Source organism: Pseudarthrobacter sp. AB1 (genome assembly GCF_014926485.1).
In the GTDB taxonomy this organism is placed as follows: Bacteria; Actinomycetota; Actinomycetes; order Actinomycetales; family Micrococcaceae; genus Arthrobacter.
This window is the reverse complement of the sequence record NZ_PZKO01000007.1, coordinates 1-25,414: the sequence shown is the minus strand read 5'-3', so window position 1 is coordinate 25,414 and position 25,414 is coordinate 1. Positions and strand designations below refer to the sequence as shown.

General features: G+C 66.3%; 19 protein-coding genes and 1 rRNA gene. 14 read left to right on the top strand and 6 right to left on the bottom strand.

Annotated features, from left to right (window positions below):
• Window positions 1–48: 48 nt before the first annotated feature.
• The 4 genes from DAD99_RS01525 to DAD99_RS01510 form a co-directional block, all read right to left on the bottom strand.
• Window positions 49–1,428, bottom strand: coding sequence for a M1 family metallopeptidase (locus DAD99_RS01525; protein ID WP_193340062.1), 1,380 nt, complete (start codon window positions 1,426–1,428; stop codon window positions 49–51).
• A gap of 50 nt (window positions 1,429–1,478) precedes the next feature.
• On the bottom strand, window positions 1,479–5,366 hold the full coding sequence (locus DAD99_RS01520; protein WP_193340146.1) for a Pls/PosA family non-ribosomal peptide synthetase: 3,888 nt from the start codon (window positions 5,364–5,366) through the stop codon (window positions 1,479–1,481).
• 185 nt (window positions 5,367–5,551) lie between these two features.
• Window positions 5,552–6,514 carry a quinone oxidoreductase gene (locus tag DAD99_RS01515; protein WP_193340061.1) on the bottom strand — a complete coding sequence of 321 codons (963 nt, stop codon included), beginning with the start codon at window positions 6,512–6,514 and terminating at the stop codon, window positions 5,552–5,554.
• 163 nt (window positions 6,515–6,677) lie between these two features.
• The gene (locus DAD99_RS01510; protein WP_193340060.1) at window positions 6,678–7,769 is read right to left on the bottom strand and encodes an acyl-CoA desaturase; all 1,092 of its coding nucleotides are present in this window, start codon (window positions 7,767–7,769) and stop codon (window positions 6,678–6,680) included.
• A 173-nt stretch (window positions 7,770–7,942) separates the two neighbouring features.
• On the opposite strand from DAD99_RS01510, the gene argC reads away from it, so the two are divergent.
• The 10 genes from argC to DAD99_RS01460 all read left to right on the top strand — a co-directional run bounded on the left by argC (window position 7,943) and on the right by DAD99_RS01460 (window position 18,178).
• A complete protein-coding gene (gene argC, locus DAD99_RS01505; RefSeq protein WP_193340059.1) occupies window positions 7,943–8,974 on the top strand; it encodes an N-acetyl-gamma-glutamyl-phosphate reductase in 1,032 nt (343 codons plus the stop codon).
• A complete protein-coding gene (gene argJ / locus DAD99_RS01500; protein WP_185263161.1) occupies window positions 8,971–10,137 on the top strand; it encodes a bifunctional glutamate N-acetyltransferase/amino-acid acetyltransferase ArgJ in 1,167 nt (388 codons plus the stop codon). The genes argC and argJ overlap by 4 nt, the downstream gene beginning before the upstream one ends.
• Window positions 10,138–10,181: 44 nt before the next feature.
• Window positions 10,182–11,159, top strand: a complete 978-nt coding sequence (gene argB, locus DAD99_RS01495) for an acetylglutamate kinase (protein ID WP_193340058.1) — start codon at window positions 10,182–10,184, stop codon at window positions 11,157–11,159.
• Window positions 11,156–12,451, top strand: coding sequence for an acetylornithine transaminase (locus DAD99_RS01490; protein WP_193340057.1), 1,296 nt, complete (start codon window positions 11,156–11,158; stop codon window positions 12,449–12,451). The genes argB and DAD99_RS01490 overlap by 4 nt, the downstream gene beginning before the upstream one ends.
• On the top strand, window positions 12,448–13,482 hold the full coding sequence (gene argF, locus DAD99_RS01485) for an ornithine carbamoyltransferase (protein ID WP_193340056.1): 1,035 nt from the start codon (window positions 12,448–12,450) through the stop codon (window positions 13,480–13,482). The genes DAD99_RS01490 and argF overlap by 4 nt, the downstream gene beginning before the upstream one ends.
• Window positions 13,482–14,018 carry an arginine repressor gene (locus DAD99_RS01480; protein ID WP_193340055.1) on the top strand — a complete coding sequence of 179 codons (537 nt, stop codon included), beginning with the start codon at window positions 13,482–13,484 and terminating at the stop codon, window positions 14,016–14,018. Before argF ends, DAD99_RS01480 begins: the two co-directional genes overlap by 1 nt.
• Window positions 14,019–14,126: 108 nt before the next feature.
• A complete protein-coding gene (locus DAD99_RS01475; RefSeq protein WP_193340054.1) occupies window positions 14,127–15,332 on the top strand; it encodes an argininosuccinate synthase in 1,206 nt (401 codons plus the stop codon).
• Window positions 15,333–15,338: 6 nt separating this feature from the next.
• Complete coding sequence (gene argH / locus DAD99_RS01470; RefSeq protein WP_193340053.1) at window positions 15,339–16,778, top strand: argininosuccinate lyase; 1,440 nt, start codon at window positions 15,339–15,341, stop codon at window positions 16,776–16,778.
• A gap of 115 nt (window positions 16,779–16,893) precedes the next feature.
• Entirely contained in the window at window positions 16,894–17,430 is a 537-nt protein-coding gene (locus DAD99_RS01465; RefSeq protein WP_193340052.1) for a pyridoxal 5'-phosphate synthase, read from the top strand.
• A gap of 10 nt (window positions 17,431–17,440) precedes the next feature.
• Window positions 17,441–18,178, top strand: a complete 738-nt coding sequence (locus tag DAD99_RS01460) for a maleylpyruvate isomerase family mycothiol-dependent enzyme (RefSeq protein WP_193340051.1) — start codon at window positions 17,441–17,443, stop codon at window positions 18,176–18,178.
• Between the two features lie 4 nt (window positions 18,179–18,182).
• On the opposite strand, the gene DAD99_RS01455 is transcribed toward DAD99_RS01460, so the two are convergent.
• Together DAD99_RS01455 and DAD99_RS01450 are read right to left on the bottom strand one after the other, a co-directional pair.
• A complete protein-coding gene (locus DAD99_RS01455; RefSeq protein WP_185263170.1) occupies window positions 18,183–18,704 on the bottom strand; it encodes a methylated-DNA--[protein]-cysteine S-methyltransferase in 522 nt (173 codons plus the stop codon).
• A complete protein-coding gene (locus tag DAD99_RS01450) occupies window positions 18,701–20,227 on the bottom strand; it encodes a DNA-3-methyladenine glycosylase 2 family protein (protein ID WP_193340050.1) in 1,527 nt (508 codons plus the stop codon). The genes DAD99_RS01455 and DAD99_RS01450 overlap by 4 nt, the downstream gene beginning before the upstream one ends.
• A gap of 78 nt (window positions 20,228–20,305) precedes the next feature.
• Here DAD99_RS01450 and DAD99_RS01445 point away from each other — a divergent pair, with 78 nt between their 5' ends.
• The 4 genes from DAD99_RS01445 to DAD99_RS01430 form a co-directional block, all read left to right on the top strand.
• On the top strand, window positions 20,306–20,956 hold the full coding sequence (locus DAD99_RS01445) for a DNA-3-methyladenine glycosylase (protein ID WP_193340049.1): 651 nt from the start codon (window positions 20,306–20,308) through the stop codon (window positions 20,954–20,956).
• 132 nt (window positions 20,957–21,088) lie between these two features.
• Complete coding sequence (locus DAD99_RS01440) at window positions 21,089–23,317, top strand: AAA family ATPase (RefSeq protein ID WP_193340048.1); 2,229 nt, start codon at window positions 21,089–21,091, stop codon at window positions 23,315–23,317.
• Window positions 23,318–23,396: 79 nt separating this feature from the next.
• Window positions 23,397–24,710 (top strand): tyrosine--tRNA ligase, encoded by a 1,314-nt coding sequence (gene tyrS / locus DAD99_RS01435; protein WP_193340047.1) that lies wholly within the window; start codon window positions 23,397–23,399, stop codon window positions 24,708–24,710.
• A 504-nt stretch (window positions 24,711–25,214) separates the two neighbouring features.
• Window positions 25,215–25,414 (top strand): 16S ribosomal RNA (locus DAD99_RS01430); the annotation flags it as partial.

Sequence of the window (25,414 nt, the reverse complement as noted above, 5' to 3'; positions counted from 1 at the left end):
GGAGAGCTGCTGCCTGTCAGCGCTCCGGACTACCAGCGCACCGGACTATCAGCGCACAGGCAGGGGCGGAAGGGCTGTCTCGAGCAGCCACGGGTGAAGGAGAGCCTCAGTGTCCAGGCCGGTGGCCCGGTCCGCGGCGAGGATAAAGGCCGCCGTGGACACTGAACCGTGACGGTGGGTATCCGTCCAGTCATGCAAGAGGGCAAAAAATGCCAGGTCGCCGCACCGGATCCGCAGGGCATGCAGGGCAAGGGCTCCGCGCTTGTAGACGCGGTCATCAAACATCAGCTCCGGCCCGGGGTCGCCCACGATGATGTCCTGGCTGTTTGCCGCCAGCTTCCGCCAGGCTGCAGCGGCCCGGTCCGCAATGGGCAGGACGCCCGCTTCCTCGGACCAGATCCACTCCGCGTAGCAGGCGAAGCCCTCGTGGAGCCAGATGTCCGCCCAGGATGAGGCAGTGAGAGAGTTCCCGAACCACTGGTGCGCGAGCTCGTGGGCGATGAGCCGCTGGGACTCCCACTCCTGCGTCAGATGGTTCCGGCCCAGGATGGACAGCGTCTGCGCCTCTAGCGGTATTTCCAGCTCGTCTTCGGTCACCACCACGGAATATTCCGGAAACGGGTAGGGCCCGAAGCAGTTGGCAAAGGTGCGCATCATTTCCGGCTGCCTCGCCAGGCCGTCGCGGGCCGCGTCGACCAACAGCGCCGGGACGGCTGCGAACTGAGGAACCTGGCCGTCCACGGGGAAGGGAGTCAGCGTGAGGAACTCATACCGGCCGATCTGGACCGTGGCAAGGTAGGTGGCCATGGGCTCCGCCTGCTCGTATACCCAGGTCTCGCGGCTGGCCCTGCTGGTATGGGAAATCAGCGTCCCGTTGCACACAGCCCGGTAATTGGCGTCGGTGGTCACGCTGATTTTGTAGCTGGCCTTGTCGCCGGGGTGATCGTTGCAGGGGAACCAGGAGGCGGCGCCGTTCGGCTGGCCAGCCACCAGAACGCCGTCGGTGAGTTCCTCCCAGCCCACCTCGCCCCAGAACCCGCGCCGGGGGGCAGGGTTGCCTTCATAGCGGATGTCCAGGGTAAATTCCTCGCCCGCCGGCAGTGCGGCTTCGGGCACAATGACCAACTGTCCCGCGCGCTGGCTGAACTTCTTTACCCGGCGCCCGCTGAGCTGGATCTTCGTGGCCCGGAGCCCGGTCAGGTCCAGCACCACGGCCGCCGTCGCATACCGGGTGACGGCGTTGAGGACCGCGCGCCCGCTCAGGCGGTTGCTGCTGAGCTTGTAGTCAAGGTCAAGTTCGTAGCGGCTGACTTTGTACGCGTTCGTGCCATGGCCCGGCATGTAGGGATCAGGTGCTGAAGCATCCTGCTCCGACGTGCGGGCGGGGCCGGTACTCGCGGCTGTCGGGCTCGGTACGGGGGAACTCATAAGACGGTCTTTCCGATCAGCGTAGGCGGCGGGACAGCTGGTACTGCGGGCTACCGTGGTTTGGGAGCGGACCCTGCGGGACCGCTCCAGGGGCTCACCGGGTTACCCATCCAATAGGTCGCGGCTGGAACCGATTCGCCCCGCATCACCAGTGACGCCGGTCCAACGGTTCCGCCGGCTCCGATGCTGGCCTGCGGCAGGATGACACCATGTGGCCCCATGGTTGCACCGTCTTCGAGGGTAACAGTGTCCAGGCTCATGACGCGGTCGTGGAACAGGTGCGTCTGGACCACGCAGCCCCGGTTGACGGTGGAGTTCCGCCCAAGGGATACGAGGTCAGCTTCAGGGAGCCAGTAGCTTTCGCACCACGTGCCGCGGCCGATCCGTGCGCCAAGCGCACGGAGCCACCAGACCAGGGCCGGCGTCCCGGTGGCTGCACGCGCGAACCAGGGGGCGCTGACCATTTCGATAAACGTGTCCACCACCTCGTTGCGCCAGATGAAGGAGCTCCAGAGCGGGTGCTCGCCGGCACGGATCCGTCCCACGAGGACCCATTTGGCGACGACCGCGCTGCCCGCGGCCACCGCGCCCGCCAGCAGCATCACGATCCCGCCGAAGGCTGCGGCAATCCCGTAGTTGTATGCGGTGGCCAGCCAGTCAAAGGCAAGCATCACGCCTGCGGCGATCGCCACCGTGGCCACCACGGGGATGAAACGGCCCAGTTCCCAGAGGCAGCGGGCAAACCTGAGCCGCGGCGGCGGCTGGAAGGTACGTGTGTCATCTGAAGCGATGGCGGTACGCCGGAGCCGCACGGGTGGGCTGCCCAGCCATGACGTCCCTGCTTTGGCCTTGGCCGGTGTGGCCGACAGGACGGCCACGAGCGAGTTCTTGGGGACGTTCCGGCCGGCAGCGGTCATGCCGGAGTTGCCCAGGAAGGAGCGCTTGCCGATCTTCGCGGGCGCGATCCGCAGCCACCCGCCGTCGAGCTCGTAGGAGGCCACCATGGTGTCGTCGGCCAGGAAGGCGCCCTCGCCCACGGTGGTCATCTTGGGGATGAGCAGGACGGTGGAGGCTTCGACGTTCTTGCCGATTTTGGCACCGAGGAGGCGCAGCCAGACCGGAGTGAAGAGACTGGCATAGATGGGGAATAGCAGGTCGCGGGCCAGGTCCAGTACGCGTTCCGTGGCCCAGACCTGCCAGCCGATCCGGCTGCGGACTTGATAGTAGCCCTCGGCCAGGCCGATGCCGAGCAACCGGGTGGTGACCAAAATGAGCAGCAGGTTGACGACGAACCACACAAAGGCCGCGGGTGCGAGGGCGAGCAGGATCTGCGGCATGGCGGCGGATAGCGAAGCGCTGCCCCGGATGAAGCCAAAGACCACCAGCGCTGCGGCGGCGGCGGAGACGTAGGGGATCAGGGCCAGTACGGCCGAAGCCGCGGCGAATCCGGCGAACCAGAGCCGGCCCATCAGCCGATGTTCTGGAGGAGTGTCCGGCAGCGAGTGCTTGGCCTTGCCCCGGCGTTCGGCCGGGGACCCGGCAACGTGGTGGCCGGCCTTCACCTTGCCGAGGACCGCCGAGCCCGGCTCCACCTGGGCTCCGGCGCCGATGGAAGCGCCTGGCATCAGCGTGCTGCGCGCCCCGACGCTGGCTCCTGCCCCGATGTGGACGGCTCCGATGTGGACGATGTCCCCGTCGATCCACCAACCGGAAAGGTCCACTTCAGGCTCAATGTTGGAGCCACTGCCGAGGGAAAGCAGTCCGGTAACCGGGGGAAGCGAGTGCAGCTGGACGTTGCTGCCGATCCTGGCGCCCAGCGCCCGGGCGTAGTAGGGAACCCATGGTGCGCTGGCGAGGCTGATAGCACCGGCGAGGTCCTGGATTTGTTCTGCCAGCCACAGGCGCAGGTGCACGCGCCCTGAGCGCGGGTACGTTCCCGGCTCCACTTTCCGGAGCAGGATCCGGGCCGCGGCCACGGAAATCAGCATCCGGCCGGCCGGAGAGACGAAGATCAGCCAGGACGCGGCCACCCACCACCAGGAAACTGTGGGGGCGGCGCTGAACCCTGCCAAGAAGGCCAGTACGTTGTTTGCCGCCATGAGGTACGTCAGCCAGCGCATCCCCACCAGGATGTGCAGGGGAATGCCCATCAGCGTCTGGAAGACCTGGGATTTGAACGCGGTGGGGCGCACCGTCCTGGACGGCGCCGGCCCGACGGTCACGCCGTCGGGAAGCGTCTGGCGGGCCGCATCAATCAGGGCCCCGATCCTGGGTGTGGCATAGATGTCGGCGACCGTGATTGTCGGGTACCGGCCCCTGAGGGCGGAGACCAGCTGGGCAGCGGACAGGGAGCCGCCGCCGTAGGCGAAGAAGTCGGCGTCGAGGCTTGACACGGGGCCGCCGAGGACGGCCGTCCATTGTTCGGCCACCCAGGCGGCATCTTCCGGCAGGTTCAGCGGGGCCGCGTCAGCCTCCGCCGCGCCGCTCCCGGTCAACGGCCAGGGCAGGGCATGTCGGTCCACTTTGCCGCTGGTTTTCGTCGGCATGGACTCGACGACGGTCAGCAGCGGAATGAGGGGGGCGGGGAGGCTCGCCGCCAGGAGTTCACGGGCTGCCACCAGATCCAGGTCCGCATCAGCGGCCAGGTATCCCACCAGGATCTGGTTGCCGGCCGCGGTTGTCTGGACGGCTGCCGCCGCTCCGGCGACGTGGGGGAGGGCCTGCAGGGCGGCGTCAATTTCACCCAGTTCGATCCGTCGTCCACCGAGCTTGACCTGTTCGTCCGCACGGCCCATAAAGATCAGTCCGGCGGCTTCGTAGCGGACCAGATCGCCGGAACGGTAAGCGCGGTCCCAGCCGAAGGACGGCATGGGTGCGTACTTCTCCCGGTCCTTGTCCGGGTCAAGGTAACGGGCAAGCCCGACGCCGCCGATGATCAGCTCGCCGATGTCCCCTTCGCTGACGGGCAGTCCTTCAGTGTCTACTACGGCCAGGTCCCAGCCGTCCAGCGGCAGCCCGATCCGGACCGGACCGGGACCACCCAGGGGAGCAGCGCAGGCCACGACCGTGGCCTCCGTGGGGCCGTAGGTGTTCCATACTTCCCGGCCCGGGATGGCAAGCCGTTCGGCGAGCTCCGGCGGGCAGGCTTCGCCGCCAAAAATCAGGAGCCGGACACTCTCCAGGGACTCGGCGGGCCAGAGTGCCGCAAGGGTAGGAACAGTGGACACTGCGGTGATGCCGTGGCTGATGAGCCAGGGGCCGAGGTCCGTTCCCGTCCTGACCAGGGCACGCGGCGCGGGCACCAGGCAGGCGCCATGACGCCAGGCAAGCCACATTTCTTCGCACGAGGCATCAAAGGCGACGGAAAGCCCCGCCAATACCCGGTCCTGCGGACCGAGTGGTTCCTCTTGCAGAAAGATCCGGGCTTCGGCGTCAACAAAGGCGGCGGCGGAGCGGTGCCGGACGGCGACGCCCTTGGGCGTGCCGGTGGACCCGGAGGTAAAGATCACCCAGGCGTCATCGCCGGGCACGGCAGCACGGCTTTCGGCTTCACGGCGCTCGGCAGAACGGTGCTCAGCGCCACGGCCGTCGTCGTTGGGCCGGGAGGCCGGGACAATGACCGCGGCCCCACCGGTGAGGACTGTGGCCACGCGTGCCTCGCCGAAGACGAGTCGTGCACGTTCCTCGGGGTCGTCGGCGTCCACGGGCACGTAGGCGGCGCCGATGTGCAGGATCGCGAGAATCGAGATGTAGAGCTCATTGGTCCCGGACGGAATCCGCACGCCGATCCTGTCGCCGGCGCCCAGTCCGGCGGCCCGGAGCTCCCGCCCTTTGGCCCGGACCGCGGCCATCAGGTCGGCGTAGCTCAGGGAGCGTCGGCCGTCGTCGAGCGCTGATGCCTCCGGGAAGCGGGTGGCCGATTCCGCCAGGATGGCCATGAGAGTCCGCTCGGGCGGGGCCAGGGGCAAACCGGCCAGCTGGGGGCGGTAGAAAACTTCCGGCCGGGATGCCACGACGTTTGACTGATGCTCACTCACGGACGGATTCTGCCTGAGGAAAGTGAACGGAAGGTGTCCTTGATTGGTTGAAGGTTCATATTCCGTTCATCCGTAAGCGGGCGCCATCAGGGAACCAGCAGGACCTTGCCCGTGGTGCGCCTGCCCTCGAGGTCCTCGTGGGCACGTCGCGCCTCGGCAAGGGGGTACTTGGCGCCGATCCGGACCTTCAGGCTTCCGTCTGCTACCGCCCCAAAGACCTCGCTGGAACGCCACCGCCGTTCCTGCGGGTTGGCCAGGAAATGCGCCAGTGTCGGCCGCGTGAGGGAAAGTGAGCCGCCCGCGTTGAGCCGCTGCGGATCCACCGGCGGCACAGCGCCGGAGGCGGCCCCGAACAGGACGAGGAAGCCGCGGGTGCGCAGACTGGCAAGCGAGCCGTCGAACGTGACTTTCCCGACGCCGTCGTACACCACCTGGACGCCGGCGCCGTCGGTGAGATCGCGGACAGCTTCAGGGAATCCGTCATAGCGGAGCACAACGTCCGCGCCGGCTCCCTTGGCCAGCGCTTCCTTCTCGTCGGTGGACACTGTAGTGATAACCCGGGCTCCGCGGGCCTTCAGGAGCTGGGTAATCAGCAGGCCCACACCGCCGGCACCGGCGTGGACCAGGACCGTTTGGCCGGGTTCCACCTTGAAGGATGAGTTGATCAGGTAATGGGCGGTCATGCCCTGAAGGGGTAACGCCGCCGCCGTCAAGAGGTCCACGCCATCCGGTACCGGGAGGGCTTTTGCGGCGTCCAGCACGGTGTAGCCTGCGTAGCATTGCTGGCCCTCGGCCGTTGCAACCCGGCTCCCCACGGTGAAGCCCTCAACGCCCTCGCCGATTGCCTCCACGACGCCCGCTGCTTCGGTGCCCGGTATGAATGGATGGGCAACCTTGTACATGCCGCCGCGCTGGTACGTCTCAATGAAATTGACGCCCGTGGCCGCGACTTTGACGAGCAACTGGCCGGGGCCCGGCGTCGGACGGTCCACCTCGGCGAGCTCGAGGACTTCCGGGCCTCCGGGCTGGCGGACAACGATGGCATGCATAAAGGGTCTCCTCTCCGGGCGGGGATTTCCCGCAGCCGGTGTCTCTGACCATCCTAGGGATACCGCTACCGACGACGAAGCGACGGCCGGTAGCCGGCCGTCGCTTCGGGTCATAAGGGGGGAAGAGCCATGCGGGGGAGTCGCGTGACTCGGGGTGTGCATGCTAGAACCGCCGGGTCACCGTTGCCATGGGGCACTCGAAGTGGCGTCCTGCGGCAAGGCCCACGTCGTTGAGGTAACGGACGATGATGCCGTAGGACTGCAGCAGCGTGGTCTCCGTGTAGGGCACCTGGTGCTTCTTGCAGTACTCGCGGACGATCTTGGCCGCCCTGTCCAGCTGGGGGCGCGCCATGTCCGGGAAGAGGTGGTGCTCAGCCTGGCGGTTGAGGCCGCCGAGCAGGATGTCCATAAACCGGCCGCCGGAGATGTTCCGTGAGGTCAGGACCTGGCGGCTGAAGAAGTCCACGCGGCTGTCCGCGGGCAGGACCGGCATGCCCTTGTGGTTCGGTGCGAAGGAAGCACCCATGTAGAAACCGAAGACGGCAAGCTGCACGCCGATGAAGGCGAACGCCATTCCCATCGGAAGGAATGTAAAGGCGAGCGCGGGGAGGAGACTGAGCCGGACCAGCAAAATGGGAAGCTCTACCCAGCGGTGCGTCACCTTGGCCCGGCGGAAGACGAACTTCACGGAATCGATCTGCAGGCCCAGGCCAACAAGGAACAACAAGGGGAAGAAGAACCAACCCTGCTTGCGGGTCAGGAAGGAAAACCGGCCCTGCCGCGTGGCGGCACCTTCGGTGTGGAAGGCGATGGCCCCGGTGGCAATGTCCGGATCCTTGGAAATGACGTTGGGGTGGTTGTGGTGGGCGCCGTGCTTCTGCTCCCACCAGGAGTAGCTCATGCCTGCCACCGAGGTGGCCAGGATCCGGGCGGTCCAGTCGTTGGCCCGGCGCGACGCGAAGATCTGGCGGTGCCCGGCCTCGTGGGCCAGGAAACTCAGCTGAGTGCATAGAACTCCGACAGCCGCGGCAATGAGGAGCTGGAACCAGCTGTCGCCGATCAGGGCGAAGCCGAACCAGGTGGCGGCCATCAGGAGCACCAAGCTGGCGAAGAGCGTGATGTAGAAACCGACGCGACGTTCCAGCAGGCCTTCAGCCTTGACGGTCTTCAACAGTTCCGAATAGCTCAGGACAACGGCGTTGGGCTGCCGGACACGCGATTTGGGGCGCTCTGACGTGGGGAAGGTGGTGGTCATGGAGCGGGGCCTCGTAACTGTTTCGGGCAACGCTGCAGCCGACATTCGGACTGCACGGTCAGGATCACCCTCATCCCAGCTTACGCCTGCCTGTCCAGCGATCCTTGGAATCGGGGAGCGTCGAATGCATAAATATCGGGCATACTGAATACTTTTGCTGTAAGATTCAGGGCATGACTATTTCTGTTGCCGTCTCCGGAGCCAGCGGCTACGCCGGGGGAGAAGTCCTGCGCCTCCTGGCGGGGCATCCGGACGTGACCATCGGTGCCATCACCGCGCACAGCAATGCAGGCTCCCGCCTCGGCGAACTTCAACCGCATCTGCATGGACTGGCCAGCCGCATCCTGGAAGACACCACGGTGGAGAATCTTTCCGGGCACGATGTGGTGTTTCTGGCGCTCCCGCATGGCGCTTCCGCCGAGATCGCGGCACAGCTTCCGGAGGGCACCGTAGTGATCGACGCCGGCGCAGACCACCGCCTCGAAGATCCGGCCGCGTGGGAAAAGTTCTACGGCTCGGCCCACGCCGGGACGTGGCCCTATGGCCTGCCGGAGCTCCCTGGCCAGCGCGAAGCCCTCAAGGGCGCCACCCGGATCGCCGTCCCGGGCTGCTACCCGACCTCGGCCCTCCTGGCCCTGGCGCCCGGGTTCGCGGCCAAGCTGCTCCAGCCCGACGACGTCGTGATCGTTTCCGCCTCCGGCACCTCGGGTGCGGGCAAGGCCGCGAAGGTTAACCTTATCGGCTCTGAGGTGATGGGCTCCATGAGCCCCTACGGCGTGGGCGGCGGCCATCGCCACACCCCCGAGATTGAGCAGGGGCTCTCTATCGCTGCCGGTGAGAGTGTCACGGTGTCTTTCACTCCGACGCTCGCGCCGATGAGCCGCGGCATCCTCACCACCGCCACGGCGAAGGTCAAGCCCGGCACCACTGCGGCGGACCTCCGGCAGGCGTGGGCGGATGCATACGACGACGAACCGTTTGTCCACCTCCTGCCTGAAGGGCAATGGCCCGCCACCAAATCGGTCCAGGGCTCCAACCACGCCGCCATGCAGCTGGCATTGGACGAACACACCGGCCGCGTGATTGTGACGTGCGTCATTGATAACCTCACCAAGGGGACTGCCGGCGGCGCCGTGCAGTCCATGAATATTGCGCTTGGCCTGGCGGAAACCGCCGGCCTCAACCTGCAGGGAGTTGCACCGTGACCGTTACCGCCCCCCTGGGATTCCGCGCCGCAGGCGTCACCGCCGGCCTGAAGACCTCCGGCAAGCCGGACTTCGCCCTGGTCGTAAACGATGGTCCGTCCAAGACGGCCGCCGCCGTTTTTACCAGCAACCGTGTGGCCGCGGCTCCCGTCCATTGGTCCCGCCAGGTGGTCTCGGACGGCCGTGTGGACGCAGTGGTCCTCAACTCCGGCGGTGCCAACGCCTGTACCGGTCCCCAGGGGTTCCAGAACACCCACAGCACGGCCGAAAAGGTGGCCGCTGTCCTGGGCATCTCGGCAACGGACGTTTTTGTCTGTTCCACCGGCCTGATCGGCGAACAGCTGCCCATGGACAAGATCCTCCCGGGCGTCGAAGCTGCCTCGGCCGCGCTGAGCACGGACGGCGGGCCGGCTGCGGCCACCGCCATCATGACCACGGACTCGGTGCCCAAGTCCGCGCTGTTCATCGGCACGGACGCCGACGGCCAGGAGTTCACCATCGGCGGCATCGCCAAGGGCGCCGGCATGCTGGCACCGGGCCTGGCCACCATGCTGGTGGTCCTCACCACTGACGCCGACGTCGAAGCGGAAATGCTCGATGTCGTCCTCCGCGATGCCACGCGCGTCACCTTCGACCGGGCTGATTCGGACGGCTGCATGTCCACCAACGACACCGTGGTACTGCTGTCTTCCGGCGCGTCCGGCGCCGTCCCGTCCGCCGAAGCCTTTGGTGCCGGGCTGACCCAGGTGTGCGCCGAACTGGCGCGCAAGCTGATCGGGGACGCCGAAGGCGCCAGCCATGACATCGCCATCCGCACGTTCAACGCGGCCAGCGAGCGGGACGCCGAAACCGTCAGCCGCTCCGTAGCCCGGTCCAACCTGTTCAAAGCAGCCATCTTTGGCAAGGACCCAAACTGGGGCCGCGTGCTGTCCGCCGTGGGCACCACGGATGCCGTGTTCGAACCGGATCAGCTCAATGTCGCCATCAACGGCATCCAGATCTGCCGCAACGGAAGCATCGGCGACGACCGCAACCTGGTGGACCTGGAACCCCGCGAAGTTCTGGTGGAAATTGACCTGCAGTCCGGTGACGCCGAAGCTACCATCTGGACTAACGACCTCACCCACGACTACGTCCACGAGAACAGCGCCTACTCCAGCTGATCCTCACGCCTGATCACACCAGCAACCCTGGAGATACTGCACGCATGAACACCCAGACCCGTGAAACGACGTCCATGAGTGACGCCCAGAGCAAGGCCGGCACGCTGATCGAGGCGCTGCCCTGGATCCAGCGGTTCGCCGGCTCCACCATGGTGATCAAATACGGCGGCAACGCCATGGTTAATGACGAACTGCGCCGTGCTTTCGCCGAAGACGTGGTGTTCCTGCACCATGTGGGCATCCACCCCGTGGTGGTCCACGGAGGCGGTCCGCAGATCAATTCCATGCTGGCGCGGCTGGGTATCGAGTCCGAGTTCAAAGGCGGCCTCCGTGTCACCACCCCCGAAGCCATGGACGTGGTCCGGATGGTCCTCACCGGCCAGGTAGGCCGCGAACTGGTGGGCCTGATCAACTCCCACGGCCCCTACGCCGTGGGAATGTCCGGCGAAGACGGTGGCCTGCTCCGCGCCGTCCGGACCGGCACTGTCATTGACGGGGAGAAAGTTGACCTGGGCCTGGTAGGCGAAGTCGTCGGCGTCAACCCGGAGGGCATCCTGGACATCCTGGCCGCCGGCCGAATCCCGGTCATCTCCACGGTGGCCCCGGAAATCGAGTCCGACGGCGTCGAGACGGCAGCCGGAGAGGTCCAGACCACAGGCCAGGTCCTGAACGTCAACGCCGACACCGCCGCGGCGGCCCTGGCCGAAGCGTTGGGGGCCTCCAAGCTGGTGATCCTCACCGACGTCGAAGGACTGTACGCCAACTGGCCGGACCGGTCCTCCCTCATCTCCTCCCTGACGGCCTCGGAGCTGCGCCGGCTCCTGCCGTCGTTGGAATCAGGCATGATCCCCAAGATGGAGGCGTGCCTCAAAGCCGTTGACGGGGGAGTGGAACGCGCGCACATCGTGGACGGCCGCCTGCCGCACTCCATGCTCCTGGAAACATTCACGACGGCGGGCATCGGCACGCAGGTCGTCCCCGACGAAGACGCAGACAGCGAAGAACAGGGAGCCACCCCATGAACGCGGTAAAAACAGGAAGCCACGCGGCCAGCACACTCGAGAAGACTCCGGTACGAGACCTGGTTGACGGCAAAGGCCAGACCAGCGGGGCTGAGTGGCTCACGCGCTACTCCACGTCCCTGATGGGCGTTTTTGGTACCCCGCAGCGGGTCCTGGTCCGCGGTGCCGGCTGCCTGGTCTGGGACGCCGACGGCAAGGAATACCTGGACCTGCTCGGCGGTATTGCCGTCAATGCCCTGGGCCACGCCCACCCGTTTGTCACGTCCGTGATTTCGAGCCAACTGGCCACACTGGGCCATGTCTCCAACTTCTTCACCAGCCCCACCCAGATCGCACTGGCCGAAAAGCTGCTGGCGCTGACGCACGCCCCGGCGGGTTCCAAAGTATTCTTCGCCAACTCGGGAACCGAAGCTGTCGAGGCCGCCTTCAAGCTGGCCCGGCGCAACGGAGCCAGCCCGGACGGCACCACGGGCAAGCGCACCAAGATCATCGCCCTGGAAGGTGCCTTCCACGGGCGCACCATGGGTGCCCTGGCCCTGACCGCCAAGGAAGCCTACCGCGCACCGTTCGAGCCATTGCCCGGCGGCGTGGTCCACATCCCGTTCGGCGACGTCGCAGCCCTGGAAGCAGCCATCGACGAGACCGTGGCCGCCGTCTTCCTGGAGCCCATCCAGGGCGAAGCCGGAGTGCGGCCACTGCCTCCTGGCTACCTGAAAGCAGCCCGCGAAGCGACCACAAAGGCCGGCGCCCTGCTGATCCTGGACGAGGTCCAGACCGGAATCGGCCGGACCGGCAAATGGCTCGCGACGGAGGACGCCGGGATCGTTCCGGACGCCATCACCCTGGCAAAGGGCCTCGGCGGCGGTTTTCCCATCGGCGCGCTCCTGACGTTCGGTGAGCAGACGTCGTCGCTCCTGGCCGCGGGCCAGCACGGGACCACCTTCGGCGGCAACCCGGTGGCGACGGCGGCCGCGCTGGCCACGCTGCACGCGATCGAAAGCCAGCGGGTCCTGGAAAATGTTGCTGCCGTGGGGGACTACCTCCGCGCCGGAATCGCCGCCGTCGACGGCGTCACCGAAGTCCGCGGCGAAGGCCTGCTCATCGGCTTCGACCTGGACGCCGACATGGCCCCCGCTGTGGTCACCGCGGGCCTCGACGCCGGCTTCATCATCAACAGCCCCGGCCCGCACACCATCCGGCTTGCCCCGCCCCTGGTCCTCACCAGGGACCAGGCCGGCACCTTCCTCGCCGTCCTCCCGGCAATCCTCCAGACAGCTAAGGACGCGCAGTGACCCCCGTAGTTTCTTCCGCCGGCACAGCCAGCACCACCCGCCACTTCCTGAAGGACACGGACCTCAGCCCCGCCGAGCAGGCGGAGGTGCTGGACCTGGCCGTCCGGATGAAGGCCGCGCCGTACAGCGTGCAGCCCTTCGCCGCGGAGGGCAACGGCCGCAAAACCGTGGCCGTCATCTTCGACAAGACCTCAACCCGTACCAGGGTTTCATTTGCCACGGGCATCGCTGATATGGGCGGCAACGCCCTGATCATCAACCCGGGCGAGGCCCAGATCGGCCATAAAGAGTCGGTCGAGGACACCGCCAAGGTCCTGGAGCGAATGGTCTCCACCATTGTGTGGCGCACCGGCGCGCACTCGGGCCTGGTGGCCATGGCGGAGAACTCCAAGGTGCCCGTCATTAACGCCTTGTGCGACGACTACCACCCGTGCCAGCTCCTCGCGGACCTGCTCGCGGTCAAGGAACACAAGGGCGAACTGGCGGGCCTCACCATGAGCTACCTTGGCGACGCCGCCAACAACATGGCCAACTCCTACCTGCTGGCCGGAGTCACCGCCGGGATGCACGTCCGCATCGCCGGGCCGGAAGGCTACCTCCCGGCAGCCGAGATCGTTGCCGCGGCCGAGGAGCGCGCCGCCCAGACCGGTGGTTCTGTCCTGATCACCACCGACGCTGCCGTGGCACTCAAGGGCGCGGACGTTGTGGCCACGGATACCTGGGTCTCCATGGGCCAGGAAACCGAGAAGGAAGCCCGGATGCAGCTGTTCCGGGAGTACTCCGTCGATGAGGCGGCCATGGAACATGCGGCGGACGACGCCGTCGTGCTTCACTGCCTGCCCGCCTACCGCGGCTATGAGATTTCTGCTGGCGTCATCGACGGCCCGCAATCCATCGTGTGGGACGAAGCCGAGAACCGGCTGCACGCACAGAAGGCCCTGATGGCCTGGCTGATGCACCGGTCGGGCCAGGCAGTGGTTGAAGGACTGCCGCCCTTAGAGGTCGGGCTGGCGCCGGAGGTTGGCAACTAGTGTCCGTCCCGCCGGCAGCGCAGGGCTCCAGCCCTGCCACCAAAACAGCCCGCCAGGCGCGCATCACCTCGATCCTGACGGGTGAATCGGTGCGCTCCCAGGCGGAGCTGGCCGCTTTGCTGGCGGACGACGGCGTCCAGGTAACCCAGGCCACGCTGTCCCGGGACCTCGTGGAACTCGGCGCGGTCCGGGTCCGCGGTAAGGAAGGCGTGCTGGTCTACGCCGTCCCCGGCGAGGGCGGCGAACGTACGGCCAAAACCGGCGTCAGCCAGGAGATCCTGGATGCCCGGCTTGCCCGGCTGTGCAGCGAGCTCCTGGTCACGGCGGAAGCCTCGGCCAACATCGCCGTGCTCCGGACCCCGCCCGGTGCGGCCAACTTCCTGGCACTGGCCATCGACCACTCGGTGATGCCCTCCATTTTGGGGACCATTGCCGGTGACGACACCGTGCTGCTGGTTTCCCGGGATCCGCAGGGCGGGCAGGACCTCGCGGTCCGGTTTCTGCAGCTAGCCGAGGAAGCCGGCGGCAGCCAGTAATCCCACGCCGCCCGAACACCTTCCCGGTGTGACAGGCTTTCCCCAGAACGTTTTTCCCTGAAGAATTTCCCCCCGACAATATCTACAACCCCAATTAGGAGCATTCTCGTGACTGAGCGCATTGTTCTGGCCTACTCCGGTGGCCTCGATACTTCCGTAGCCATCGGCTGGATCGGTGAAGCCACCGGTGCCGAGGTCATCGCCGTGGCGGTCGACGTCGGACAGGGCGGCGAGTCGCTGGAGACCATCCGCCAGCGTGCACTGGGCTGCGGCGCCGTCGAGGCTTACGTGGCCGACGCGTCCGACGAGTTCGCCAACGAATACTGCATGCCCACCCTGAAGGCCAACGCCCTCTACCAGGGCCACTACCCGCTGGTTTCGGCCATCTCCCGGCCGGTCATCGTCAAGCACCTGGTCAAGGCCGCCCGCGAATTCGGCGCCACCACGGTGGCCCATGGCTGCACCGGCAAGGGCAACGACCAGGTCCGCTTCGAGGTGGGCATCCAGACCCTCGGCCCGGACCTGAAGTGCATCGCCCCTGTCCGCGACCTCGCCCTGACCCGCGACAAGGCCATCGCCTTCGCCGAGGAAAAGGGACTGCCGATCGAGACCACCAAGAAGAACCCGTACTCGATCGACCAGAACGTCTGGGGTCGCGCCGTCGAAACCGGCTACCTCGAGGATATCTGGAACGCGCCCACCAAGGACATCTATGACTACACCGCGACGCCGGAGTTCCCGCCGGCCCCGGATGAGGTCACCATTTCCTTCGAGGCCGGCGTGCCGGTAGCGATCGATGGCGTCCGGGTCACCCCGCTGCAGGCCATCAAGGAACTGAACCGCCGTGCCGGCGCGCAGGGCGTGGGCCGCATCGATGTCGTGGAGGACCGCCTCGTGGGCATCAAGTCCCGCGAAATCTACGAAGCCCCGGGTGCGATGGCGCTGATCACCGCGCACAAGCACCTCGAGGACATCACCGTCGAGCGCGAGCAGGCCCGCTTCAAGGCCACTGTTGGCCAGCGCTGGGCCGAACTGGTCTATGACGGCCAGTGGTTCTCACCGCTCAAGCGCTCCCTGGACGCCTTCATCGAAGACACCCAGCAGCACGTCACCGGTGACATCCGCATGGTGCTGCACGGCGGACAGGCGATCGTCAACGGACGCCGCTCCGAGACCTCGCTCTACGACTTCGACCTCGCCACCTACGACACCGGCGACACGTTCGACCAGTCCATGGCACGCGGCTTCATCGAGCTGTGGGGCATGTCCGCCAAGGTTGCTTCCGGCCGCGATATCCGCGTCGCAGGAAAGTAAAAATCGGTGGTTGAGCCTGTCGAAACACCGAAATCGGAAGCCACCAACACCGGCGCCTTGTGGGGCGGCCGGTTCGCCGGCGGCCCCGCGGATGCCCTCGCGGCGCTGAGCAAGTCCACGCACTTTGACTGGCGGCTGGCCCGCTATGACATCGCCGGTTCCAAGGCGCACGCCCGCGTGCTGCACAAGGCCGGGCTGCTGGACGACGCCGAGCTGGAGGGCATGCTGGACGCCCTGGGCCGGCTGGATGACGATGTCGCCTCGGGTGCGTACCTGCCGGCGGAATCCGATGAGGACGTGCACGGGTCACTGGAACGCGGCCTGATCGAGCGCGCGGGCACGCAACTGGGCGGCAAGCTCCGTGCCGGCCGGTCCCGCAACGACCAGGTGGCCACGCTGGGCCGCATGTTCCTGCGTGACCACGCCCGGATCATCGCGCGCGGCGTGCTGGCAACCATCGAGGCGCTGGTGGGGCAGGCGAAGGCGCACCAGGGTGTGGCCATGCCAGGCCGCACCCACCTGCAGCATGCCCAGCCCATCCTGCTCAGCCACCACCTGCTTGCCCATGCCTGGGCGCTGCTGCGCGATGTGCAGCGGCTCCAGGACTGGGACAAGCGCGCGGGGGTTTCGCCTTACGGCTCCGGTGCCCTCGCAGGCTCGTCGCTGGGCCTCGACCCGGAGGCCGTCGCGGCGGACCTGGGCTTCTTCTCCGCCACCCACAACTCGATTGACGGCACTGCCTCCCGCGATGTCTTCGCCGAGTTCGCGTGGGTTACGGCCATGATCGGCGTTGACCTGTCCCGCGTCTCGGAGGAAGTCATCCTGTGGGCCACCAAGGAGTTTTCCTTTGTGACCCTGCACGATTCATACTCCACCGGTTCCTCGATCATGCCGCAGAAGAAAAACCCGGACGTCGCTGAGCTGGCCCGCGGCAAGGCAGGACGCCTGATCGGCAACTTGACCGGGCTGCTGGCCACGCTCAAAGGCCTGCCGCTCGCGTACAACCGCGACCTGCAGGAGGACAAGGAACCAGTCTTCGACGCCGCCGATACCCTGGAGCTGCTGCTCCCGGCTGTCTCGGGCATGATCGCGACGCTGAAGTTCAACACGGAACGGATGGAGTCGCTGGCACCGCAGGGCTTCGCTTTGGCCACGGACGTTGCGGAGTGGCTGGTCCGCCAGGGCGTTCCGTTCCGCGAGGCACACGAGCTCTCCGGGGCGGCCGTGAAGCAGGCCGAAAGCCGCGACGTGGAGCTGTGGGACCTGACGGATGAGGAGTACCTTGCCATCTCGGGGCACCTGACTCCGGAGGTCCGCTCGGTCCTGTCCACCGAGGGGTCGCTCAAGAGCCGCAACTCCCAGGGCGGCACCGCACCGGCCGCCGTCGAACGCCAGCTGCTTGCCCTCGAAGGCGAGCTTGCCGGCGTCCGCGGGTACGCGGGGTAGCCACAAAACGCTCTATCACTTGTTGCAGCTTTTGGTCCGGCGTTGCCGTATTTCCTGCGAAAAGTGAGAGAGCGTTGTGCGTTGCCCGCCGAGGACTCACCGCTACCATTGCGCCATGAGTGAATCCTTCCGCCAATTGCTGCGTGCCCTGCCGGACTTCCCCGAAAACCTGCCGGACTTCGACCCCGCCACAGCCCCCACGGATCCGGTGGCGCTGTTCAAGCTGTGGCTGGATGAGGCCCTCGTTGCCGGCGTGCTGCAGCCGCATGCCTGCAGCCTGGCCACGGCGGACGGAAACGGCCGGCCCTCTGCGAGGATGCTGATCCTGAAGAACCTCGACGACGACGGCTGGCACTTCGCCACGTCCCGCACGTCCCGGAAGGGCAGGGAGCTGTCCGCCAACCCGAGCGCGGCGCTGAACTTCTACTGGCCGCAGCTGGGCCGGCAGGTCCGGGTCGCCGGCCCGGTGGTTGAGCTGTCAGCCGAAGCATCGGCGGACGACTGGCGTGCGCGCCCGGCAGCCGATGGCAGCGACAATCCGGACTGGCAGCTCTACGCGGTCAGGCCGACGGAACTGGAGTTCTGGCAGGCCCGCCACGACCGCCGGCACATTCGGCACCGCTGCGGACCGGACGGTACCCCGCTCAGCTAGGATAGGCGCCATGACAGCTCCCGCACCTGCTGACCTGCTCGCCGAACTGCACAAGGCCGCCGACGCCATGGCCTCCACCGCTGCGAAGTTCACCGATGAAGACGTCAAGGCACCATCAGGACTGCCCGGCTGGACCCGCGGGCACGTCCTGGCGCATCTCGCGGGAATCTCCAACGCCATGGCACGGCAGCTGGAACATGCTGCCCGCGGTGCCACTGTTGAGCTGTACGACGGAGGTCAGGACGGACGCACCAAGGCCATCGAGATGGCGGCAGGCCACCCCGCAGATGCGCACCGGGCGGACCTGCAGGCCGCTCTGGACCGGGCACTGGAGGCCTTTGACTCGCTGGAATCCGACTCCGGCTGGCAGGCACCCATTACCTACCCTGGCGGAGTGGTCTTCGACGGCGGCCTCGCGCTCTGGCGGGAACTCGTGATCCACACGGCCGATCTGGATGCTGGGCTTGGCCCCGAGACGTGGAGCCGGAAATTCTGTGAGCACCTCTTCGACTTCCTGGCTGCCCGCGTGCCGGCAGGGGAGAAACTGGTGCTGCAGCCACTAGGGCTGCCTCCCGTGACCCTGGGCGGCGGCCGGTCCACCGTCATCAGCGGCATGATCACGGACATTGCCGCCTGGCTGGCCGGACGCGAACCATCGCTCGGCAGCCTGCGCGCCTCAGCCGCCGCGGACGGTGTGGATCTCCCGGAACTGCTGCCGTGGCCAGCCGGGACACCCACAGTGCGGTAGCCCCCTAACCGGCCTCCCGGGCCAGCAGGCTTTCCGTGGCCTCGCGGGCGAGCAGGCTCTCCTTGATGGCCAGGCCCCAGCGGAAACCGCCCAGGGAACCGTCGGTGCGGATGACCCGGTGGCACGGCACAAACAAGGCCGCTGCGTTGAAGGCACAGGCGCTGGCCGCGGCCCGGACCGCTTTCGGATTTCCGGAAAGTTCGGCGTACTCGGTGTACGTCACCGGTGACCCGGGGCGGACGGTCCTCAGCACATCCCAGGCGTGGGACCGGAACGGACCCGACTTCTGCCGGACCGGAACGGCCATGGCCGGTGCGGGGTCGCCGGCATAGAACGCTTCCACGGCCCCGGAGATGCTGCCCAGATCCGTCACCGCCTCAACGTCGCCCGGACGCAGCTCGGGGTGGATCTGGCCCGTCAGCTCGCCCGGCCCGGCGGTCCAGCCCGACGCGAGGACCACGCCGTCCTGGGCCAGGATGGTGAACGGACCGTCCGGCGTGGACATCACTAACAGCTGGGCTTTCATAGCATCGCTTTCTCTGGAACGGCTTGGGTTCGTCTGGGGGATTTGGGCGCCGCGGCGGCACGCCACAGGTGCATGGTGGCATAGGACCGCCACGGGCTGACCTCGCGGAAGTCCGGGCCGGGCGCAAGGCCGGGCGAGTCAGTACCGCGGACGTCGTGGCGGTTGTGTGCTGGGGCGAGCGCCTTGATGCCATTTCGGACGGCGGCGTCGTTGGCCAGGAACACGTCCGGCGCGCCGAGTACCCGCATTGCCACATAGCCGACGGTCCACGGCCCCACCCCGGGAAGGGGAAGCAGCTTGGCGCCGAGTCCGGGCAGATCGTCCCCGTAGCCAAAATACAGGTCGCCGCCAGCGAGGGCCGAAGCGGCTGAACGGATGGCGTCAATCCGGCGTTGCGGCCCGCGCAGCAGCGAGTAGCCGGCCTCGGCTATTTCGGCCGAGGTGGGAAACAGCCGTTCGAGTCCCTCGCCGGGAACCAGGCTGGGACTGCCTGCGGCGGCCAGCTGGGTCAGTGCGGTCCGAGCCGCGGCCACCGTGATTTGCTGCCCGATCATCGCCCGGATGAGCAGCTCCTGCGGATCCACAGCTCCGGGCATCCTGATGCCCGGGGCGTCGGCTACAGATGCGGCCAGGCGCGGCTCCTGCGACAGGGCACTGTCGATGGCTACCGGGTCGGCGTCAAGATCGAAGAGCCGGCGTACCCTGCTCAGCAGGACAGGCAGGTCCCGGAGGTCCACCGCGCCGATGGTGAGGGTCAGCGGCCGCCCGGGCGCGCCGCCGTCGTACGTCACGCTGAAACGGGCACCACCATGCGGAAGCTGCAAAGTACGGGCGTACGACGTCGGCGTCCCCGCCTCGATCCCGGGGATCGCCCGGACAGCCAGGAAGGAAAAGATGCCGGGATCGAACGGTTCGCGGTACGGCAGGCTCAACGTCAGGGACGTCGCGGCGGCGGTGGAGTGGCGGTGCCTGGCGGTCGCGCGCAGGGCAGTGGGAGTCATGGCGAAGACCTCCACCATGGTGTCGTTGAACTGGCGGACGCTGCTGAAGCCGGACGCGAACGCGATGTCCGCCAGCTTCATCGCCGTGGACACCAGCAGGGTGCGGGCGGTCTGGGCACGGCTGGCCCGGGCCAGGGAGAGCGGACCGGCGCCGAGCTCGTGGCTGAGGATACGGTTCAGCTGCCGGGAGGAATATCCCAGCCGGGCGGCGAGGCCCTCCACCCCGTCCCGGTTGATCACGCCGTCGTTGATCAGGCGCATTGCGCGGCCCGCCAGGTCCTGCCGGGTGTTCCACGCTGGAGTGCCGGGCACCGCCTCGGGGAGGCAGCGCTTGCACGCCCGGTAGCCAGCGTCGTGCGCTGCGGCAGATGTTTCGTAGAAGGTGACGTTGACCGCTTTCGGGGTCCGGGCGGGGCAGGACGGACGGCAGTAGATGCCGGTGGTCCGGACAGCGGTGTAGAACTGCCCGTCGAACCGGGTGTCCCGCGCGTCAATTGCGCGGTAGCGCTGCCAGAAGTCCATGACCTCCATCCTGCCAGCCGGCGACGGGGACTGCTAGCGGAAATCGGACACGGCCGTGACGTTCGGTAGAGTCGGACCATGACCGTCAGCAGCAGCCCTGTGGCTCCGGAGCAGCTCCGTGAACTACTGTCGGGCGATGCCCGGAGGATCGCTCCGCTTCTGCTGGGATCCGTACTGACCCACCGCAGCCACGAGGGAACCGTGGCCGTGCGGATCACCGAGGTGGAGGCCTACATGGGTCCCGGCGACTCGTCGCACCCTGATCCGGGCTCCCACACGTTCCGCGGCCCCACGGCTCGCAACGCGCTCATGTTCGGCCCGGCCGGCCACCTTTACGTCTATTTCACGTATGGCATGCACTACTGCGCCAACATCGTCTGCGGTCCGGCGGGAGCCGCATCAGCGGTCCTGCTGCGGGCGGGCGAGGTGGTGGAGGGGCAACACCTCGCACTTGTGCGGCGTCCGACGTCGAAATCGGCCCTTGACCTGGCGAGCGGCCCGGCCCGGCTGGCCACCACGCTGGCCCTGACCACGGCCGATAGCGGCCGGGATGCCCTTGCTGAACCCTTCGGGCTGCGGCTGCCCTCGGCGCCGGCTACGGTGTTCAGTTCCGGGCCGAGGGTGGGCGTCTCCGGCGACGGCGGCTCCGAAGAGTATCCGTGGCGCTTCTGGCTGCCAGGCGATCCCACCGTGTCCCGTTACAAGGCGGCGAAGGTACGCCGGGCATAATCCGTCCCGCACGTTTGGTCGTCCGCCGGAAAATGAACATCGGACGACTTCCGGGGCAGGGGGAGCGGCGGGCGCGTTAACCGAAATGGTTGTAGAATGGACGGTCTGTCTTTTGCGATAGGGGAACGTTTAATGCTCGACGCCGATTTGGCCCACGAACGGAACTATGTTGCCGGCCTGTACGCGCGGCTGGAAGAGCTCCGCGCGGAAAAGCGACTGCAGTTGGCACAGGTCCGCCGGGCCGGTGCCGTGGGCACCATGCAGAATGTCTCCGAACGCGACGCCTTCGCCGCGCTCTATGAGGACCGCCTCGCCCAGCTCGACGCCGTCGATGACCGCTTGGTCTTTGGCCGCCTTGACCTGGATTCCGGTGAGGCCCAGTACATTGGGCGCATCGGACTGACCACCGATGACCTCCAGCGGCTCATGGTGGACTGGCGCGCCCCCGAGGCCGGCCACTTTTATCAGGCAACGGCGTTCGACCGGCAGGGCGTCCGCCGCCGGCGGCACCTGATTCTGCAAGGCCGGGAAGTCAAGGCCATCGAGGATGACGTCCTTGATGCGGACTTGCTCGCGGACGATGCATCGCTGCAGGGCGAAGGCGCATTGTTGGCGGCTCTGGATTCCAAGCGCACCGGCCGGATGTCCGACATCGTTGGCACCATCCAGTCGGAGCAGGACCGCATTATCCGGTCCTCCATGTCCGGCGCCCTCGTGGTGCAGGGTGGTCCCGGTACCGGCAAGACTGCTGTGGCGCTGCACCGGGCCGCGTACCTGCTCTACACGCACCGGGAACGGCTGAAGACTGCCGGTGTGCTCCTGGTGGGCCCGTCGTCGTCGTTTATGAAGTACATCGAGCGTGTTCTTCCCTCACTCGGTGAGACCGGCGTGGTCATGGCCAGCGTGGGCCGCCTGATGCCGGGGATCAAGGCGGTTGCGGAACCCGAGGCCGAGGTCGCGGCCATTAAGGGGCGGCTGGACATGGTGAAGGTTGTGGCCAATGCCGTGGCGAATCGGCAGCGGATCCCTGCCGAAGACCGCGTCCTGGACGTCGACGGCCGCAAGCTGGTGCTGACGCGGCGGCAGGTGAGCCGTGCGCGCGAACGTGCGCGGTCCACCGGCAAGCCGCACAACGAGGCCCGCCTGACGTTCATCAAGATTCTGCTCCGCGAACTGACCGAGCAGATGACCGATCTCGTGGAAGCCGGGAGCATCGGCAACAACGCCGACCGCTCGTATCTGGCCGAAGATGTCCGCACGGCCCGCGACGTCCGGACCGTCCTGAACCTCTGCTGGATGCCGCTGACTCCGGAGAAGCTGATCACCGAGCTTCTGAGCAAGCCAGCAGTACTGGCGGCCTGTACACCGCACCTGTCCTTCAAGGAGCAGTCACTGCTGCTGCGCCCCGCGGATGCTCCCTGGACAGAGGCTGATGTCCCGCTGCTGGATGAAGCGGCCGAGCTCCTTGGCGACCTGGACCCGGCAGCCGGCCGTGGACTTGCACAGCAGGAGCACGACCGGGCCCGTGACCTTGCCAACGCCAAGCAGACGCTGGTGAACATGGGGGACATGGGTGTGGACGTCCTCATCACCGCCGAGGAACTCGCCGACCAGAACCAGGAGCGCGAGAACCGCCAAACTGCCGCAGAGCGTGCCACCAGCGACCGCACGTGGGCCTTCGGCCACATCGTGGTGGATGAGGCGCAGGAGCTTTCCCCGATGCAATGGCGCCTGCTGGTCCGGCGCTGCCCGCTGAAGTCCTTCACCATCGTGGGCGATATTGCGCAGACCAGTTCTGTTGCCGGTGCCAACTCGTGGCAGGGGGCCCTGGCGCCGATGTTCGGTGACCGCTGGCAGCTGGAGGAGCTGACGGTCAACTACCGGACGCCGTCCCAGATCGCCGAGGCGGCCGCCCGTATGGCCAACGCTGCCGGACTGGTGGTTTCCGCGCCGAAGGCCGTCCGCGAGGGGCGCTGGGCCCCGGTCATCGACAAGGTTGACCACGGACAGGTGGTGGGCCGTTTGGTGGAGGTGCTCCCCGAGGAACTGACAGCGCTCGACGGCGGACTCCTGGCCGTGATTGCCGACGGCGACCTTCTGCCCGCAGCAACGTCAGCCCTTCGTGCCGTGTATGGCCGGCGGATCGGCAACGGGGCAGGCAGCTACGAGCAGGACATCGTGGTCATCAGCCCGCGCGAGGCCAAGGGCCTGGAGTTCGACGGCGTTGTGGTCCTCGAGCCCTCCGTCATGCTCAACCACGAGCACGGCCGCGTGGGCGATCTGTATGTCGCTATGACCCGGCCCACGCAGCGGCTCCGGCTGATCGCTGCGGAAGGTATTCCGGCCGGCATAGAAGGCTGAGCCGGTCCGCTATGCCCCTTGACGCCCGGCGCCGTTCATTTCGGCGCCGGGCGTCGTCGATCCTGCTAACTTAGAAGTCGTGTCAGAACTCAACGATTTCGAATCCCAGCAGAACGACCCCACCTTCGCCAATGTCTGGCAGGAGCTGAAGTGGCGCGGCCTGGTCCACGTCTCCACCGATGAAGAGGAACTGGAGAAGCTCCTCGCCGGTGATCCGATCACCTATTACTGCGGATTCGACCCCACTGCGCCGAGCCTGCACCTGGGCAACCTGGTCCAGCTCCTCGTGATGCGCAGGCTGCAGCTTGCCGGGCACAAGCCGCTGGGCCTGGTGGGCGGATCCACGGGACTGATCGGCGATCCGCGGCCCACCGCCGAGCGAACGCTGAACACCAAGGACACGGTCAATGAATGGGTGGGCTATCTCCAGGCCCAGGTCCGCCGCTTCCTCAGCTTCGATGGCCCCAATGCGGCCCGCATGGTCAACAACCTTGACTGGACAGCGCCGTTGAGCGCCATCGACTTCCTGCGCGAGATCGGCAAGCACTACCGGGTCGGCACCATGCTGCGCAAGGATGCTGTCGCGTCCCGCCTCAGCTCGGACGAGGGCATCAGCTACACGGAATTCAGCTACCAGATCCTGCAGGGCATGGACTACCTCCAGCTGTTCCGCGACTACAGCTGCATGCTGCAGACCGGCGGCTCGGACCAGTGGGGCAACCTCACCAGCGGCACTGAACTCATCCGCAAGGTTGAGGGTAAGAGTGTGCACGCCCTGGGCACGCCGCTGATCACCAACTCGGACGGCACGAAGTTCGGCAAGAGCGAAGGCAACGCCATCTGGCTCGACGCCGGCATGTGCAGCCCGTACGCCTTCTACCAGTTCTGGCTGAACACCGCCGACTCTGACGTGGTGGACCGGCTCAAGGTCTTCACCTTCCTGAGCCGCGCAGAGATCGAAACGTTGGCAGCGGCCGTGGCAGAACGTCCCTTTGCACGGGAAGGCCAGCGGAAGCTGGCGTTCGAAGTGACCTCCCTGGTCCATGGTGGGGAGGCAACGGAGAAAGTCATCGCGGCGTCCGCTGCCCTCTTTGGCAACGGTGACCTGGCCGCCCTGGATCGGCCAACGCTGGAAGCAGCCACATCGGAGCTTCCGTCCGCACGCATCCAGGTGGATGGCCTCGGGATCATTGACCTGCTGGTGGCATCTGGCCTGTCGGAGAGCAAATCCGCGGCCCGGCGGACTGTCGGTGAAGGCGGCGCTTACGTAAACAACGAGAAGGTGTCCGACCCGGAAGCTGTCATCTCCGAGTCGGAACTGCTGCATGGCCAGTACTTGCTCCTGCGCCGCGGCAAGAAGAATCTCGCGACTGTCGAAGTCCTGGTTCCTTAGTCTTCCAAAACCCTAATTCGCTCTCCTCCGCAGCCGATTTGCAAGGCGGCGGGGGAGCGTGTATTGTTTTCTGAGTCGCCGCCACTGAGTGGCGACAAACCCCCTTCACAAAAGAAGCGATTCATCGTGTGCAAAGCACGATAATGATGAAAAGCTTCAATTTTTGATGGGCGGATTCGTTCCACAGAGTGAATATCGGGAAAATAGCCTGGATTTGCAAAGTGAATAAGAATGAAATAAGCTATAAACATCGCAGCGAAGAAAGCGAAACAAAAGAATTCATTGAATATGAATTGTTTCGAGGATTATTCGAATGTGTCTGTTGTTTGAGAACTCAATAGTGTGCCAAGTTTGTTGATACCAATTTATTGTATTGAATTGGTTGAATTGACTGGATTATGCCANCCCGTGGTGTGGTCTGGTTTTTACAGCTGGTTTCAAATTTTGCAGCCTTCTTCTTCCGTTATTTCCGGGGGTGTTGGTTGTGTCTGTTTTTGTTTTACTTCAACGGAGAGTTTGATCCTGGCTCAGGATGAACGCTGGCGGCGTGCTTAACACATGCAAGTCGAACGATGAACCTCACTTGTGGGGGGATTAGTGGCGAACGGGTGAGTAACACGTGAGTAACCTGCCCTTAACTCTGGGATAAGCCTGGGAAACTGGGTCTAATACCGGATATGACTCCTCATCGCATGGTGGGGGGT

What these genes read in the sequence shown, in the direction of transcription:
- DAD99_RS01525 (WP_193340062.1), bottom strand. Translation starts at nt 1,428, where the DNA reads ATGAGTTCCCCCGTACCGAGCCCGACAGCCGCGAGTACCGGCCCCGCC.
- DAD99_RS01520 (WP_193340146.1), bottom strand. Translation starts at nt 5,366, where the DNA reads ATGGCCATCCTGGCGGAATCGGCCACCCGCTTCCCGGAGGCATCAGCG.
- DAD99_RS01515 (WP_193340061.1), bottom strand. Translation starts at nt 6,514, where the DNA reads ATGCATGCCATCGTTGTCCGCCAGCCCGGAGGCCCGGAAGTCCTCGAG.
- DAD99_RS01510 (WP_193340060.1), bottom strand. Translation starts at nt 7,769, where the DNA reads ATGACCACCACCTTCCCCACGTCAGAGCGCCCCAAATCGCGTGTCCGG.
- argC (WP_193340059.1), top strand. Translation starts at nt 7,943, where the DNA reads ATGACTATTTCTGTTGCCGTCTCCGGAGCCAGCGGCTACGCCGGGGGA.
- argB (WP_193340058.1), top strand. Translation starts at nt 10,182, where the DNA reads ATGAACACCCAGACCCGTGAAACGACGTCCATGAGTGACGCCCAGAGC.
- DAD99_RS01490 (WP_193340057.1), top strand. Translation starts at nt 11,156, where the DNA reads ATGAACGCGGTAAAAACAGGAAGCCACGCGGCCAGCACACTCGAGAAG.
- DAD99_RS01465 (WP_193340052.1), top strand. Translation starts at nt 16,894, where the DNA reads ATGAGTGAATCCTTCCGCCAATTGCTGCGTGCCCTGCCGGACTTCCCC.
- DAD99_RS01460 (WP_193340051.1), top strand. Translation starts at nt 17,441, where the DNA reads ATGACAGCTCCCGCACCTGCTGACCTGCTCGCCGAACTGCACAAGGCC.
- DAD99_RS01455 (WP_185263170.1), bottom strand. Translation starts at nt 18,704, where the DNA reads ATGAAAGCCCAGCTGTTAGTGATGTCCACGCCGGACGGTCCGTTCACC.
- DAD99_RS01450 (WP_193340050.1), bottom strand. Translation starts at nt 20,227, where the DNA reads ATGGACTTCTGGCAGCGCTACCGCGCAATTGACGCGCGGGACACCCGG.
- DAD99_RS01445 (WP_193340049.1), top strand. Translation starts at nt 20,306, where the DNA reads ATGACCGTCAGCAGCAGCCCTGTGGCTCCGGAGCAGCTCCGTGAACTA.
- DAD99_RS01440 (WP_193340048.1), top strand. Translation starts at nt 21,089, where the DNA reads ATGCTCGACGCCGATTTGGCCCACGAACGGAACTATGTTGCCGGCCTG.